Source organism: Streptomyces sp. NPDC058195 (genome assembly GCF_042883525.1).
Taxonomy (GTDB): Bacteria; Actinomycetota; Actinomycetes; order Streptomycetales; family Streptomycetaceae; genus Streptomyces.
This window is the reverse complement of sequence record NZ_JBHVVM010000037.1, coordinates 1-13,080: the sequence shown is the minus strand read 5'-3', so window position 1 is coordinate 13,080 and position 13,080 is coordinate 1. Positions and strand designations below refer to the sequence as shown.

General features: G+C 72.0%; 14 protein-coding genes and 1 pseudogene. 10 read left to right on the top strand and 5 right to left on the bottom strand.

The window, feature by feature from the left end; genetic code table 11:
* Positions 1-69 precede the first annotated feature (69 nt).
* Together ACFVWY_RS31815 and ACFVWY_RS31810 are read left to right on the top strand one after the other, a co-directional pair.
* Complete coding sequence (locus ACFVWY_RS31815; RefSeq protein WP_389878425.1) at positions 70-1,302, top strand: YihY/virulence factor BrkB family protein; 1,233 nt, start codon at positions 70-72, stop codon at positions 1,300-1,302.
* Positions 1,238-2,109 (top strand): annotated as a pseudogene (locus ACFVWY_RS31810) (DUF6597 domain-containing transcriptional factor); the annotation flags it as partial. The gene ACFVWY_RS31815 and the pseudogene ACFVWY_RS31810, both read left to right, overlap by 65 nt.
* On the opposite strand, the gene ACFVWY_RS31805 reads toward ACFVWY_RS31810, so the two are convergent.
* On the bottom strand, positions 2,052-2,444 hold the full coding sequence (locus ACFVWY_RS31805) for a VOC family protein (protein WP_389878374.1): 393 nt from the start codon (positions 2,442-2,444) through the stop codon (positions 2,052-2,054). The pseudogene ACFVWY_RS31810 and the gene ACFVWY_RS31805 overlap by 58 nt on opposite strands.
* 77 nt (positions 2,445-2,521) lie before the next feature.
* Positions 2,522-4,060: a 3-hydroxyacyl-CoA dehydrogenase gene (locus ACFVWY_RS31800; RefSeq protein WP_389878373.1), complete on the bottom strand. Its 1,539-nt coding sequence runs from the start codon at positions 4,058-4,060 to the stop codon at positions 2,522-2,524.
* A 213-nt stretch (positions 4,061-4,273) separates the two neighbouring features.
* Between ACFVWY_RS31800 and ACFVWY_RS31795 the strand changes: the two genes are divergently transcribed.
* Complete coding sequence (locus tag ACFVWY_RS31795; RefSeq protein WP_389878372.1) at positions 4,274-5,503, top strand: acetyl-CoA C-acetyltransferase; 1,230 nt, start codon at positions 4,274-4,276, stop codon at positions 5,501-5,503.
* 378 nt (positions 5,504-5,881) lie between these two features.
* On the opposite strand, the gene ACFVWY_RS31790 is transcribed toward ACFVWY_RS31795, so the two are convergent.
* Positions 5,882-6,484 carry a TetR/AcrR family transcriptional regulator gene (locus ACFVWY_RS31790; protein WP_389878371.1) on the bottom strand — a complete coding sequence of 201 codons (603 nt, stop codon included), beginning with the start codon at positions 6,482-6,484 and terminating at the stop codon, positions 5,882-5,884.
* Positions 6,485-6,598: 114 nt separating this feature from the next.
* On the opposite strand from ACFVWY_RS31790, the gene ACFVWY_RS31785 reads away from it, so the two are divergent.
* The 5 genes from ACFVWY_RS31785 (at position 6,599) to ACFVWY_RS31765 (ending at position 10,154) form a co-directional block, all read left to right on the top strand.
* Positions 6,599-7,723, top strand: coding sequence for an ABC transporter permease (locus tag ACFVWY_RS31785; protein WP_389878370.1), 1,125 nt, complete (start codon positions 6,599-6,601; stop codon positions 7,721-7,723).
* Positions 7,720-8,397, top strand: coding sequence for an ABC transporter ATP-binding protein (locus ACFVWY_RS31780; protein WP_389878369.1), 678 nt, complete (start codon positions 7,720-7,722; stop codon positions 8,395-8,397). Before ACFVWY_RS31785 ends, ACFVWY_RS31780 begins: the two co-directional genes overlap by 4 nt.
* A gap of 485 nt (positions 8,398-8,882) precedes the next feature.
* Positions 8,883-9,071 (top strand): hypothetical protein, encoded by a 189-nt coding sequence (locus tag ACFVWY_RS31775; RefSeq protein ID WP_389878368.1) that lies wholly within the window; start codon positions 8,883-8,885, stop codon positions 9,069-9,071.
* Positions 9,068-9,721: an HAD family hydrolase gene (locus ACFVWY_RS31770; protein ID WP_389878367.1), complete on the top strand. Its 654-nt coding sequence runs from the start codon at positions 9,068-9,070 to the stop codon at positions 9,719-9,721. The genes ACFVWY_RS31775 and ACFVWY_RS31770 overlap by 4 nt, the downstream gene beginning before the upstream one ends.
* Positions 9,722-9,854: 133 nt before the next feature.
* Entirely contained in the window at positions 9,855-10,154 is a 300-nt protein-coding gene (locus ACFVWY_RS31765) for a hypothetical protein (RefSeq protein ID WP_389878366.1), read from the top strand.
* 8 nt (positions 10,155-10,162) lie between these two features.
* On the opposite strand, the gene ACFVWY_RS31760 is transcribed toward ACFVWY_RS31765, so the two are convergent.
* On the bottom strand, positions 10,163-10,384 hold the full coding sequence (locus tag ACFVWY_RS31760) for a hypothetical protein (protein ID WP_389878365.1): 222 nt from the start codon (positions 10,382-10,384) through the stop codon (positions 10,163-10,165).
* Between the two features lie 208 nt (positions 10,385-10,592).
* Between ACFVWY_RS31760 and ACFVWY_RS31755 the strand changes: the two genes are divergently transcribed.
* Entirely contained in the window at positions 10,593-10,829 is a 237-nt protein-coding gene (locus ACFVWY_RS31755) for a hypothetical protein (protein WP_389878364.1), read from the top strand.
* 273 nt (positions 10,830-11,102) lie between these two features.
* On the opposite strand, the gene ACFVWY_RS31750 is transcribed toward ACFVWY_RS31755, so the two are convergent.
* The gene (locus tag ACFVWY_RS31750) at positions 11,103-11,957 is read right to left on the bottom strand and encodes a class I SAM-dependent methyltransferase (RefSeq protein ID WP_389878363.1); all 855 of its coding nucleotides are present in this window, start codon (positions 11,955-11,957) and stop codon (positions 11,103-11,105) included.
* 63 nt (positions 11,958-12,020) lie between these two features.
* Here ACFVWY_RS31750 and ACFVWY_RS31745 point away from each other — a divergent pair, with 63 nt between their 5' ends.
* Positions 12,021-12,665 (top strand): TetR/AcrR family transcriptional regulator, encoded by a 645-nt coding sequence (locus ACFVWY_RS31745; protein WP_389878362.1) that lies wholly within the window; start codon positions 12,021-12,023, stop codon positions 12,663-12,665.
* Positions 12,666-13,080 lie beyond the last annotated feature (415 nt).

The window sequence follows — 13,080 nt, the reverse complement described above, 5'->3', positions numbered from 1 at the left end:
ACGGTAAGAGACGTGCAGGCAGCAAATGAAACACCCGAGCGGCCACCGGGCCGTCTCCACCGGGCCCGAGTGCTCTACCGCAACGTCTCCAAGCGGCAGATGGCCTGGCAGTTGCTCAAGGACACCGTCAATTCGTGCATGGAGTACCGGATTCTCGGACTCGCCGCCGAGGCGGCGTTCTTCACCCTGCTGTCCCTGCCTCCCCTGCTCCTCGCACTGATCGGCCTGCTCGGATACGTCGACGAGTGGACCAGCACCACCACCGTCGCCTCCATCGAGCGCAACATCCTCGACGCGGCGCGGACCGTGCTCAGCGAACGCGGCGTCAACGACTTCGCCAAGCCGCTCCTGGCGGACGTCTCCACCGGCGCCCGCCCCGACGTCATCTCCATCGGCTTCGCCATCGCGCTGTGGTCGGGCTCCCGCGCGGTCAACGTCTTCATCGACACGATCACCGTGATGTACGGACTCGACGGCCAGCGCGGCATCGTGAAGACCCGGCTGCTCTCCTTCCTGCTGTACGTCGTCGCGCTGCTGCTCGGCTCCGTCGTGCTGCCGCTGCTCGTCGTCGGCCCGGACCGGGTCATCGAGTTCGTCCCCTGGGGCACCGAGCTGATGAGCGTCCTGTACTGGCCGCTGGTGATACTGCTGTCGATCGTGTTCCTGACCACGCTGTACCACGTGTCCGTACCGGTCAGATCGCCGTGGATCGAGGACGTGCCCGGGGCGCTGGTGGCGCTCGCGATGTGGGCGCTGGGCAGTTTCCTGCTGCGGATCTACCTCACCAGCACGGTCGAGGGGCCGACGATCTACGGCTCGCTGGCGGCCCCGATCGCCGTGCTGCTCTGGATCGGCATCTCCGCCTTCGCGGTGCTGGTCGGCGCGGCGGTCAATGCGGCCATCGACCGGGTGTGGCCCTCGCTGGCGACGGCCGCGGCCCGTGCGGCGAACGACCGGCTACGGGCCGCCGAGGCGGCGGAGTTCGTCGCCCGGACGCGGGCGGAGCGCCAGGGGAGCAACCGGCCGGAGGACGACTGGGACGACGACGAGGGCGATGACGACGAGGACGAGGACGACGGCATGGCCGACCTCCCCTACATGCCGTCCGAGTTCCCCGAGCGCTGGTCGAGGTTCCTCCCGCCGGACGATGTGAAGTCCCGGCTCCAGCCGAGCCGGGACAAGGACCCGGACAAGGACCCGGACAAGGACAAGGACAAGGACGGGGAGCCGGACGGGCATGGCGGGCATGGCGGGCATGGCGGGCCGGAGCCGGACGGGCGCGGCGGTGCCTTCGGCGGCTGACGCCCCCGGCGCGGCCGCGGGCGTCGAACGGTACCGGGAGCGGGCGTCGCGGTTCGACGGCGCGACCGCGTGGACGCTGGACCTGTCCGGGGGCCCGGCCGGTCCGGTGCTCCCCGACGGCTGCATGGACCTGCTCTGGATCGGCGGACGGCTGCTCGTCGCGGGCCCCGACACCCGTGCCATGACCCCGTCCGCCCCGGCCACCGGGCGGTGTGCCGGTCTCCGGTTCGCGCCCGGGACCGCCCCCGCCCTCCTCGGCGTACCGGCGCACGAACTGCGCGACCGGCGGGTCGAACTGGCGGACCTGTGGCCCGCGGGCCGGGTACGGGTCCTCACCGAGCGGGTCGCCGGGGCTCCCGACCCGGCCGCCGCGCTGGAGGCCCTCGCGCTGAGCCGGGCGGCCCGCACCGGGCCCCCGGACCCGCTGACGCGGTTGGTCGCGGAGCGGCTCGGCGCCGGGCGGCCCGTGGCGGAGACCGCGCGGCAAGCCGGGATCGGCGCCCGCCAGCTGCACCGCCGCTCGCTCGCCGCATTCGGTTACGGGCCCAAGACCCTGGCCCGGGTGCTGCGGCTCCAGCGGGCGCTGGCCCTGGCCCGCTCGGGGACGCCGTACGCCGAGGCGGCGGTCCGGGCCGGGTGCACCGACCAGGCGCACCTCGCCCGGGAGATGCGGTCCCTGGCCGGGACCACCCTGACCGCCCACCTCGGCCGCTGAGGCCCCGGACGCGAGGCGCCCGGCTGCCGCGGGCTCAGCCGTTGGCGGCGAACAGCGACACCGCGCAGCCGTCCGGGTCGAGGACCGTCGCGTACCGCTGCCCCCACACCGCGTCCCACGGCTTCAGATGCCCCCGGTACCCCGCACCCGTCAGCTCGTCGTACACCGCGTCCACCTCCGCCGGGCTGTCGCACAGGAAGGCCAGCGAGAGACGGTCGCCGCCGGTCGGCGGGGTCCACCCGGGATCGAACGAGCGGAGCACGTCCTCGGTGTCCCAGAGCAGCCGCTGCCCGCCCGGGAGGGTCACTTCGACATGGGGTGCGGATTCCGCTCCGGCGGGGATGTCGAGGCCGAGCCGGCGGTAGAAGGCGAGCGATGCGGCAAGATCCGCGGTGACGATGCCGATCGCGTCCATACGTGGAGTCATGCCTCCGACCGTAGGCCCGGCCCGGCACCGGGTCTTGTACGAAACGGACGTCCGCCGGATTCTGTGGTCCGCCCGGGTCAGCAGTCCGCGGGGGACGTGCCCGCGTCCGTCAGGGCGAGGCCGAGCTGGGCGCGTTCGGTGACCCAGCGGCTCGGACGGTAGCGCGGATCGCCCGTCGCCCGGTGCAGCGCCCGGTGCAGCTCCAGCATCCGTCCCGCGCCGATCCGGTCCCCCCAGGCCAGCGGGCCGAACGGGTAGCCCAGCCCTGCGGTGACCGCCAGGTCGATGTCGCCCGGTGCGGCCACGGAGCGCTCCGCGATCCCCGCCGCCACCGACACGATCGAGGCGAGCAGCCGCTGCGCGACCGAGCCCGCCGTGTCCCGCACCACCGAGACCGCCCACGGCTCCTCGCCCGCCGCGGCACGGGCCAGCACCGCGCGGGCGTCGCGTGCGGCGGCCGGGTCCGCCGCCGGGGTCACCGCCAGCACCCGGCGGCGCCCGGCCGGGGGCAGCGGGTCCACCCCGAAGGTGCGCCCCGCGGGCAGCCCGCCCCCGGCCACCGCCGAGGCCGCCGAGGTCCCCCAGACCGGAACCAGCACCACCGCGCCGCCCGACGGCCCGTCACCGGACTCCACGGCGGCGCCCGCCCCGGTCAGCGCCGAGCGCAGCTCCGCCGCGTCCCGGCCCCGTCCCTCGGCGGCGTGCACGAACACCGGGCGGTCCGGGTCGCCGGTGACGGGCTGCTCCGGCGCGGGGGCGGGGGCCTGGGGGCCGTACGCGTACCAGCCGTGCCCGGTCTTGCGGCCGTGCAGACCGGCCGTCACCCGGTTCGGGGTGAGGTAGGAGGGGCGGAGCCGGTCCGCGTAACGGAAGCCCTGCCAGATCGAGTCGATCACCGCGGCCGTCACGTCCAGCCCCGTGAGGTCCATCAGCTCGAAGGGGCCCATCCGCAGCCCCAGCACGTCACGGGCGATCCGGTCGATGTCCGCCGGGTCGCCGACCGTCTCCTCCAGCAGCGCCAGTGCCTCGGTCACCAGCCCGCGCCCGGCGTGGTTGACCAGGAAGCCGGGGGTGTCGGCGACGGTGACCGCGCGGTGGCCGCAGCCCTCGACGAACGCCGTGAGGGCGGCCGGGATCCCGGGGCGGGTGGCCGCGCCGGGCACGATCTCGACGATCCGCATCAGCGGCACCGGGTTGAAGAAGTGCAGCCCGGCCAGGCGCGTGGGGTCCTTGAGTGCCGAGGCGATCCGGGTGACCGACAGGGAGGAGGTGTTGGTCGCGAAGACCGCGGACTTCGGCAGTGCCCGCTCCAGCCTGCCGAAGACCTCCGCCTTGGTGTCGAGATCCTCCCGCACGGCTTCGATGACCAGCTCGACCTCCGGGCCCCCGGCCCACGGATCGTCGAGCGGAACCAGCCGGTCCAGGGCGGCGTCCCGGTCCGGACCCGACATCCGTCCCTTCTCCACGGCCCGTTCGAGCATGGACCGTACGAAGTCCGCGGCGGCCGTCACGGCCTCCGCGCGCACGTCGCACAGCTCGACGGTGTGTCCGGCGGTCGCCGCCCACTGGGCGATGCCGCGGCCCATGGCCCCGGCGCCGACGATCCTGATACGCATGGCGGTTGCGGTCCTCTCGGGCTGTCACATGTGATCGGTCTCAGCGAAGATAGACGCGAAGCGGGCCCATGTCTTCGGGCGGCGGAAGGAGTTCGGCCGCCGCACGAGGACATGGGCCCGCCATGCCGCCGGGCGCCAGGGCCGACGGCATCCGTCCCGTCCGTCCCGTCCTGCCCGCTCTCCGCGTCCCGTCCGTCCCGGAAAGGTCCCACCGTGCCCGACCAGCAGTCCGACGTCGTCATCTGCGAACCCCTGCGCACCCCCATCGGCCGGTTCGGGGGAGTGTTCGCCACCCAGACCCCGGCGGTCCTCGCCGCACGTGTCGTCGCCGAGGTCGTGGCCCGCACCGGGATCGCCCCCGACGCCGTCGACGAGGTGATCCTCGGGCACTCCTACCCGTCGGCCGAGGCCCCCGCCATCGGCCGGGTCGCCGCGCTGGACGCCGGACTGCCCCAGAGCGTCACCGGCTCCCAGGTCGACCGCCGCTGCGGCTCCGGCCTCCAGGCCGTACTGGACGCGGCGATGCAGATCCGGTCCGGATTCAGCGAGGTCGTCATCGCGGGCGGTGTCGATGTGATGAGCGCCGCCCCGTACTACACCCACGACGGCCGCTGGGGCATCAAGGGGCCAGGTCTCCAGCTCCACGACGCGCTGGCCAGGGGCCGGGTCACCGCGGGCGGCATCCACCACCCCGTACCTGGCGGCATGATCGAGACCGCCGAGAACCTGCGGCGGGCCTACGCCATCAGCCGCGCCGACCAGGACGCCCTCGCCCTGCGCTCCCAGCAGAGGGCGGCCGGGGCCGCCGCCGAGGGCCGGTACGACGCGGAGACCGTCCCGGTCACCGTACGGACCCGCAAGGGCGAGACGGTCGTCACCGCCGACGAGCACCCCCGCCCCGACACCACCGCGGAGCAGCTCGCCGCGCTCCGCCCGGTCATGGCGAAGTCCGACCCGGAGGCGACCGTCACCGCGGGCAACGCCAGCGGGCAGAACGACGCGGCCGCCGCCTGCCTGGTGACCAGCGCGGCCACCGCCGAACGGCTCGGTCTCACCCCGCTGGTCCGGCTGGTCTCCTTCGCCCGCGCCGGGGTGCCCGCCGCGACGATGGGCCTCGGCCCCGTACCGGCGACCCGCACCGCCCTGGAGCGGGCCGGGCTCACCCTCGCCGATCTCGACCTGATCGAGCTGAACGAGGCGTTCGCCGCCCAGGTCCTGGCCTGCACCCGGGAGCTGGGCCTCGGCGAGAAGGACCACGAGCAGCGGATCAACGTCAACGGCTCCGGAGTCTCCCTCGGCCACCCGGTCGGCGCGACCGGCGCCCGCATCCTCGCCACGCTCACCCGTGAACTGCACCGCCGCGAGGCCCGGTACGGCCTGGAGACCATGTGCATCGGCGGCGGCCAGGGCCTGGCCGCGGTCTTCGAGCGGATCGCCGCCTGATCCCGGCTTTCATGCCGACGGTGCCGCCGGTGCCGCCGCGAGACGGTCCCGGACGGGGCCGGGGCCAGTTCGGCTGGTTCGGCCGGGCTGGCCGGTGCCGCCGGGCTGGTACGTCGAAGCAGGCCGACGCCACCATGACGACCGTGGTTCCCCAGGTCAGCACGGTCGGCGCCTGCCCCAGGTCCGCGCCGGAGGCCGGACGCGCGCCCCTGCGGTCCGAGGAAGCCCCGAAACCCGTGCGGCTTGTCGGGGCCGGGAACGCGGCCACTCCGTTGCGCGGTGGAGCCCGGGAAACCACGGGGCGTGACAGCCAGGTGATCGCCCGGGACCTGCGTCCGCCTCGCGCCGGGCTCCCCGCCGCGCCCGCCCGGTCGGCCTCTAGGAAGTGCCGCCGGAGGCCGGGGCCGCCCCGGTGATCGCGGTGACGGCCATCCGGGCCGCCCGGTCCGTCACCGCGGTGGGGTCGTCGCCGCCCTCGATCGCCGTGGTGGCCGCGTTGACGATCCCCTGGAGCAGCAGCGCGGCGCGCCGCGGGTCCTCCTCGCCGAGACCGGTCAGCGCCTCGATCAGCGGGGTCAGCAGTTCCCGGTGGGCGTGCGCCGCGCTCTCCCGTACCACCGTCGTGTCCCGGACCCCGGCCAGCGCCTGGGCGATCCGGTGCTCGCCGCGGCGCACCAGGTCCAGCTGGCACGACACATAGGCGGCGATCTTCTCCTCGGGCGTACGGGCCGCCGTCATGCCGTCCCGGATGGCGTCCGTCCAGCGCGGCATCGCGTCCTCGACGACGGCGGCGAGCAGCTCGGGACGGCCGGGGAAGTACTTGTACACGCTGTTGCGGGCGAGGCCGGTGGCCCGTGCGACCGCGGTGAACGTCACCGCTGACGCGTCCCCGCCCTCCAGCAGCTCACGCGCGGCCCGCACCAGGGCCAGCCGCTGCTGGGCATGGTGCTCGGCGACCGTCGCGGCTCTGATCCTGGGCACCGCCACAGTCTAGGAGCCCCGGCGCTTATCGGCCCCCACTTAGGGACGGTCCGTCCCCATCGTCTATCTTAGCGACGCACTGTCCCTAACATCGATCCATCGAAGGGAACCGCCGTGTTCCTCGCACTGCTGGAGCTGCGCGCCGCCCGGGGGCGCTTTCTGCTCATGGGATCCGTCGTGGTGCTCGTCGCCGCACTCGTCGGGATCGTCTCCGGCTTCACCACCGGTCTGGGCGACGACACCATCTCCGCGCTGCGCCGCCTCCCGGCCGCGCAGCTGGTGTTCTCCTCGGACGCCCGCTCCGACCAGTTCGCCCGGAGCCTCCTCGACGAGAAGACCGCGGCCGCCTGGCGCGCGGACGCGGGCACCGACACCACCCCGCTGGGCGTCTCCATCACCCGGGGGACCACGGACCGGGGCGCCGAGGTCGACCTCGCCGCGTTCGGCGTCGAGCCCGGCTCCTTCCTCGCTCCCTCCGTCACCGAGGGGAAGGGCCTCGCGAACGCCCCGCAGAACAGCATCGTGATGTCCGCCAAGCTCGCCGACGAGGGCGTACGCGTCGGCGACACCCTGGTCATCGACCGCCTCGGCATCAAGCTGCGCGTCACCGGGCTCACCGAACGCTCCAGCTACGGCCACGTGCCCGTCGCCTACGTCCCGCTGAAGACCTGGCAGCGCATCCGCTTCAGCACCCCCGGCGCTCCCGCCGCCGCGTCCGCCGCGATCCCCGACCAGTTCAGCGCCCTGGCCCTGCGCACCGAACCCACCGGCACCTCGGTCACCACCCTCGACAAGCGGCACTCCACCACCACCCTCACCAAGGAGAAGGCGTACGAGGCGGCCCCCGGCTACACCGGCGAGCGCGTCACGATGACCTCGATCCAGGTCTTCCTCTACCTGATCGCCCCGCTCGTCGTCGGCGCCTTCTTCGCGGTGTGGACCGTGCAGCGGCAGCCCGAACTCGCCCTGCTGCGCGCCATGGGCGCCTCCCGGCGCCGGCTGCTCGCCCACACCGTGCTCCAGGCGGCCCTGGTCGTCGTCCTCGGCACCGTCGCGGGCGCCGCGCTCGCCGGAGCGGTCGGACTGCTGGTCGGCGAACAGGTGCCCTTCAGCCTGCCTGCCGGAACCCTCGCCGCCACCATGTGCACCGTCGCGGCCGTCGGCCTCGCGGGCACCGCCCTGACCCTGCGCCGGGTCACCCAAGCCGACCCGCTGACCATGCTGGGAGCCAACCGATGAGCCTCGAACTGACCGGCGTCACCGTCGCCTTCGGCCGCGCCGACGCCCGTACCACCGTCTTCGAGCATCTCGACGTCACCTTCGGGGCGGGCAGGATGACCGCGCTCGTCGGGCCTTCGGGCTCCGGCAAGTCCACCCTGCTCGCCGTCGCGGGCGCGCTGCTGCGCCCCACCGCCGGGCAGGTCCTGCTGGACGGCGAGGACCTCGCCGCGCTCTCCGACGCCCGCCGGGCCGAAGCGCGCCGGGAACGGATCGGCTACATGTTCCAGAGCGGCAACCTGCTCTCGGGCCTGACCGCCACCGACCAGCTGCTCGCCGCCGTGTTCATCACCGGCGGCCGTCCCCGCACCCACCGCACCCGAGCCGAGGAAGCCCTCACCCGGGTCGGTCTCGGCCACCGGCTGCGCCACCGCCCCGAACAGCTCTCCGGCGGCGAACGCCAGCGCGTCGCCCTGGCCCGCGCGCTCTTCCTGTCCCCGAAGCTGCTGCTGATCGACGAACCGACGGCCGCCGTCGACCGCTCCCAGGCAGGCGAACTGGCCGAGCTGCTGGCCGAACGCACCCACCAGGACGACTGCGTCACGGTCGTGGCCACCCACGACCCGGCCGTGGCGGAGGCCTCCGACCAGGTCGTGGACATGGCCGCGCTGACCGCCGCGACGGTCACGGCCTAGGGCCTCTCGTTTGGATCATGCCGGGCTCGCGGGGGCCGGCACGCACATCTGCCGCGTTGTCGTCAGTCACCGACGCTCCACGTCGGCTCCTTCCTCCGCCTTGCAGCTGCACGCACCAGCCCCCGCTCCCTGATCCAGCCTGATCCAAACGAAAGACCCTAGCCCCGTACTCCACGGGTCGTTGATGCGTACGGTGTGACCGGTCCGGGGGTGTCCCCGGACCGGGGCGTGGCGTTGGGCGGGGTGTGCCGGTGGCTTCCCGGCCTCCACGGTCACGGCCTGGGCGTCGGCGCCTTGAAGCGGCGTGACGTCCGTGGCGCAGAGGCATCAGGACACGCTGGCTGTCGCCGCCGAGCTTCTGTGCCGCCTGGACGTCGCCGGAATCGCCGACGAGGTGTGCGCGAAGCAGTCGTAGGAGGACGGACAAGTCCTCGGCGAAGCAGTCGTAGGAGCACGGACAAGTCCTCGGCGAACCCACCCTGCGCATGGGCAACGTCATCGACGCGCCCACCATCCAGATCACCTGCGGCGTCCAGCTCCACCCCCTCGCCCTGCACGCCACCGAAATCGGGCAGACCTGCTGGTCGCGAACCGGGCTGGAATCCCGCCCCCTGCCCGCCTCCGGGCGGGAGGCGGCGACATCGTCCGGCGCTGCCCGTATGGTGCGCTCGTGATCAAACCGATTGAACTCGTGATCTTCGACTGCGACGGCGTCCTTGTCGACAGTGAGCGCATAGCCGTACGCGTCGACGCGATGGTTCTGGCCCAGCTCGGATGGGAGCTCACCGAATCCGAGATCGTGGACCGGTTCGTAGGCCGAACGACAGCCTCGATGAAGCAGGACATCGAGGCCCGTCTCGGGCGCGGCCTTCCACCCACCTGGGAGGAGGAGACGGAGAACCTGTACCGCGAGGCTCTCCTGACGGATCTGAAGCCCGTCGACGGCATCGCCGACGCACTGGACGCCCTTGCCCGTCTGCCCACGTGCGTCGCCTCCAGCGGGAGTCACAGCAAGATGAGACTCACCCTGGGAATCACCGGACTCTTCTCGCACTTCGAGGGCCGCATATTCAGTGCCACCGAGGTCGAACGGGGCAAGCCGGCCCCGGATCTGTTCCTCCACGCCGCACAGCGCATGGGCGTCGCCCCTGACCGGTGCGTGGTGGTGGAGGACAGTCAGTACGGCGTGCGGGCGGCCCGCGCGGCGGGCATGCGTGCCTTCGGCTACTCCGGGGGTCTGACTCCCGGGCAGTGGCTTGAAGGACCTGACACGGTCGTCTTCGACGACATGCGCGCACTCCCAGCCCTCCTGGCGGAGGGCTGAACAGGGCGCTGAACCGTCTCTTCGCACCACCGGCCGGTTCTGTCCACGAGTTCGGGTTCCGGCTCACGTTCCGTGGAGGACTGACTGAGTGTGATGTCAGAAGTATGTGGTGGGATGGCCGGACTCTGCTGCCGTGACCTACAGGGAGACCGCCTTCATGCCCGTGTACTCGTCTCTGACCCACGCGTTGGCCGCAGCCCTGGTCGATGTCCTGTGGTTCATCGAGGGCAGTGAGGACGAGCAGATGGATCCGGACGACGCCGTCAAGGTCCTGGAGGGTGTCGCCCACCTGATCAGCAAGCTGTCGGGCGACCAGCGGAGCGAACTGACCGGTCTGCTCGGGACGATGGCCGAAGCAGAGTCCGACCCCGCGCGGCGGGAGTTCCTGGAAGGGCTTCCGGAGGGCTTTGGCCTCCTTGATGACGCGGTCTGACCCGTGCTTCACGAGTAGAGCGGGACGCGCTTGCGCAGGAGAGGGGAGCCGGCCCGGCCGTACATCTGGCGCTTGAGCCCGCCCCCCGACGTCGACCAGGACAGTCCGTAATGACGCCCCTTGCGGGCGTACTCATCGACGCCGCCCACCCGTGTAGACGGAACTTCGGGGTCCGGTAACGCTTCGTCCAGCCGCAGCACCGTGCCGCGGCTCACGGAAACGTCGATCACGCTCGCCAGGCGGGCACCGGACGCAACCACGTAAAGGCTGTCCCGCAACCATCCACGCCACCCCGAGGGACCTCGGCGCCCTCCTGGGGCGGGGGCCAGTGATCAATCCGGGAAGACGGGGACTAGATTCCCTGGCATGTCTTTGCATCTCAGCCATGGCGCTTCGGGAGCCCTGCGACGCTTCGCCGGATGGCTTGCGCGAGGGTCGGTGGGCCATCCCATGCTGGACGGGATCGACTACTGGGAAGAGCTGCGCGAGTCGCCCTCCCAGATGGAGATCTGCGTCGCGATCTTCGCCAACGTCCTCGAACTGGACGCGCAGGGCGAACCGGTCAATGAGAAGTACGCGGAGCGCCGGGCTGCAACCTATCTCTACAGCTACTGCACCGGGAAGCTGCCTCCTGGGGAGCCGAAAATCGAGCCCTGGGAATGCCGACTTTACTGACCGTCACCATGCGACACCATTCGCGTACGGCCGACGCCCCTCGCGACCCGCTGCGTGGTGGGGCTATCCGGTGAGGGTGAGGGTGAGGGCGAGGTCGTGCAGGTGGGCGATGCCATGCACCGCGTGCTGCACTCCATCCCCTCTCAGGCGGCAGTCGCGACGGTGATCCCGCCACCGGCCGCACCGGTTGTTGCTCACCGGCAGCAGCGGTTGCAGCAGACCCCACTCATCGTCTGTCAGGTCCCCTCTGCTGATCACGTCTGGAGTGAAGTGTCATGTGATCGAGAAAGTGCGCTTCGGCGATGCGGTGACGATCCAGACGTGCCCGGGGACGTGGACACCGTCGGTGGTCTCGAACTCCGTGAGTGCGTCGCGCACTTCGGAGTGGATACGGGCGGTGGTCTCCGGGTCTACATCGCGCAGGTTGTGGCGCACCGGGCCCATGGCGAGGATGAAGTCGGTGGCGTCGCCCGCGTCGGCGCCCAAGGCCATGGGAGCCTCGGTGGGGGCTACGTCGATGTCGGTGAACCCGGCGCTGGTGAGCACCTGGCGGATGCGCGCGGGGTCGAGGAGTGACCCCATGCCCCTTGCGGCGGGGGATGGCTCGCGCAGGAACGGGGAGAGCGCGGCGGTTGCACGGGCGTAGGCGCTGTCCGGGCCCGCGGGCTGCGGGCCGAGGAACACGAGTCGGCCCGCTGGTGCGAGCGAGTGCCTGAGATGGGTGAAGGCCGCGATGTGGTCGGCGAAGAACATGACACCGCCGCGGCTGAGGAGGACGTCGAAGCCCTGGCCGGGCAGCGGATGCACTTGGGCGTCGCCCTGTTCGAAGGTGACGTTGCCGATGCCTTCCGCGGCGGCGTCACGGCGGGCGCGTTCCAGCATGGGCGCGGACAGGTCGATTCCGACGACGTCTCCGTCGTACGCCTGCCGCGCGGCGGTGCGCGTCGTCTGGCCGGTGCCGCAGCCGATGTCGAGGACCCGGTCGCCGGCCGCGATTCCCGCGGCGGCGAACAGAGGCGCGTTGAACGCGCCCATCATCGCGTCGTAGCGCTCGGAGTGTTCAGCCCAGTGGATGCCCTCCCAGTCGTTCCATGCCTCTGCCTGCTCACGGTTGGCGATGGCGTGCATGATTCACCCCTCCAGTGACTAGAGTTCACTTCTAGAGTTCACCTCTAGATATAGGCTCCAGTCATGACTGAGGTCAAGGGAAAGCGGGGCGACAAGGCCCTGGAGACACGGCGGCGGATCATCGACGCGGCCGCTGGCCTCTTCGTTGAGCAGGGCTACGGGGCGACCAAGCTGCAGGAGATCGCCGACCGGGCGGGCGTGGCGGTGCAGACGATCTACTTCGTCTTCAGGAACAAGCCCTCACTGCTCAAGGAGCTGGTCGATGTCACGATCGCGGGAGACGACGACCCCGTGCCCACGATGGACCGGCCATGGTTCGCGAAGGTCACGACCGCGCCTACCGCCGAGTCCGCCCTGGCCGCGCTGGTCGCTGGCACCCGCAGGACACTCGAACGTGTCGCGGCCATCGACGAGATGGTCCGCGCCGCGACAGCGACCAACCCGGAGATCAGGGAGCTGTGGCCGGGCGAGACCGACCCGCGATACACGGTCATCTCGACAGCCGCGAAGGCTCTGGCAGAGAAACCCGGCGCCCGCCCCGCCCTCTCCGCAGGAGAGGCGGCGGACATCATCTACGCATTGCTCAGTCCGGAGCTCTTCCTGGTCCTGACCCGCGACCGCGCGTGGCCGGCCGACAAGTGGGAGCGGTGGGCGTACGACACCCTCCGCTCCCAGCTGTTGGTCAGGATGCAGGACCTGGCTCCCTGATCGTGATCGGGGAGACGGAACCCAGGGCCGTCAGCGACTCCTCGGCCGCCCGCGGAGCGCGGCCCCACGATGCGGTCGCACCGGCCCGTCGTGGGCGGCCCGATGCTCTCCTCGCGACAGGCGGGCCAACAGTTCCACCCGGGACCTGAGCGCCTGCCCGTCCCTCAGCAACGGCCGGTGCTCGACGAGTTCATCCAGGTCCAGAGCGGTACGGGCCGCGATCGCCGCTTGTCTCGCAGGGCTTCACCCGCCGCAGTTGAACGGCCGCGGACTCGCCTACACGAGTGGCGCCCGCACACGATCACCACTGTGTGCGACGGGTGACTCCGTGCTTGTCGGCCCCCCGGCTCCGGCGCCCGGCCGAGACTCTGGACAGGGTCCGTACAGCGCGAGCGGCGGTCCGTCGTCGCAGCCC

What these genes read in the sequence shown, in the direction of transcription:
- ACFVWY_RS31805 (WP_389878374.1), bottom strand. Translation starts at nt 2,444, where the DNA reads ATGACTCCACGTATGGACGCGATCGGCATCGTCACCGCGGATCTTGCC.
- ACFVWY_RS31800 (WP_389878373.1), bottom strand. Translation starts at nt 4,060, where the DNA reads ATGCGTATCAGGATCGTCGGCGCCGGGGCCATGGGCCGCGGCATCGCC.
- ACFVWY_RS31780 (WP_389878369.1), top strand. Translation starts at nt 7,720, where the DNA reads ATGAGCCTCGAACTGACCGGCGTCACCGTCGCCTTCGGCCGCGCCGAC.
- ACFVWY_RS31775 (WP_389878368.1), top strand. Translation starts at nt 8,883, where the DNA reads ATGGGCAACGTCATCGACGCGCCCACCATCCAGATCACCTGCGGCGTC.
- ACFVWY_RS31750 (WP_389878363.1), bottom strand. Translation starts at nt 11,957, where the DNA reads ATGCACGCCATCGCCAACCGTGAGCAGGCAGAGGCATGGAACGACTGG.
- ACFVWY_RS31745 (WP_389878362.1), top strand. Translation starts at nt 12,021, where the DNA reads ATGACTGAGGTCAAGGGAAAGCGGGGCGACAAGGCCCTGGAGACACGG.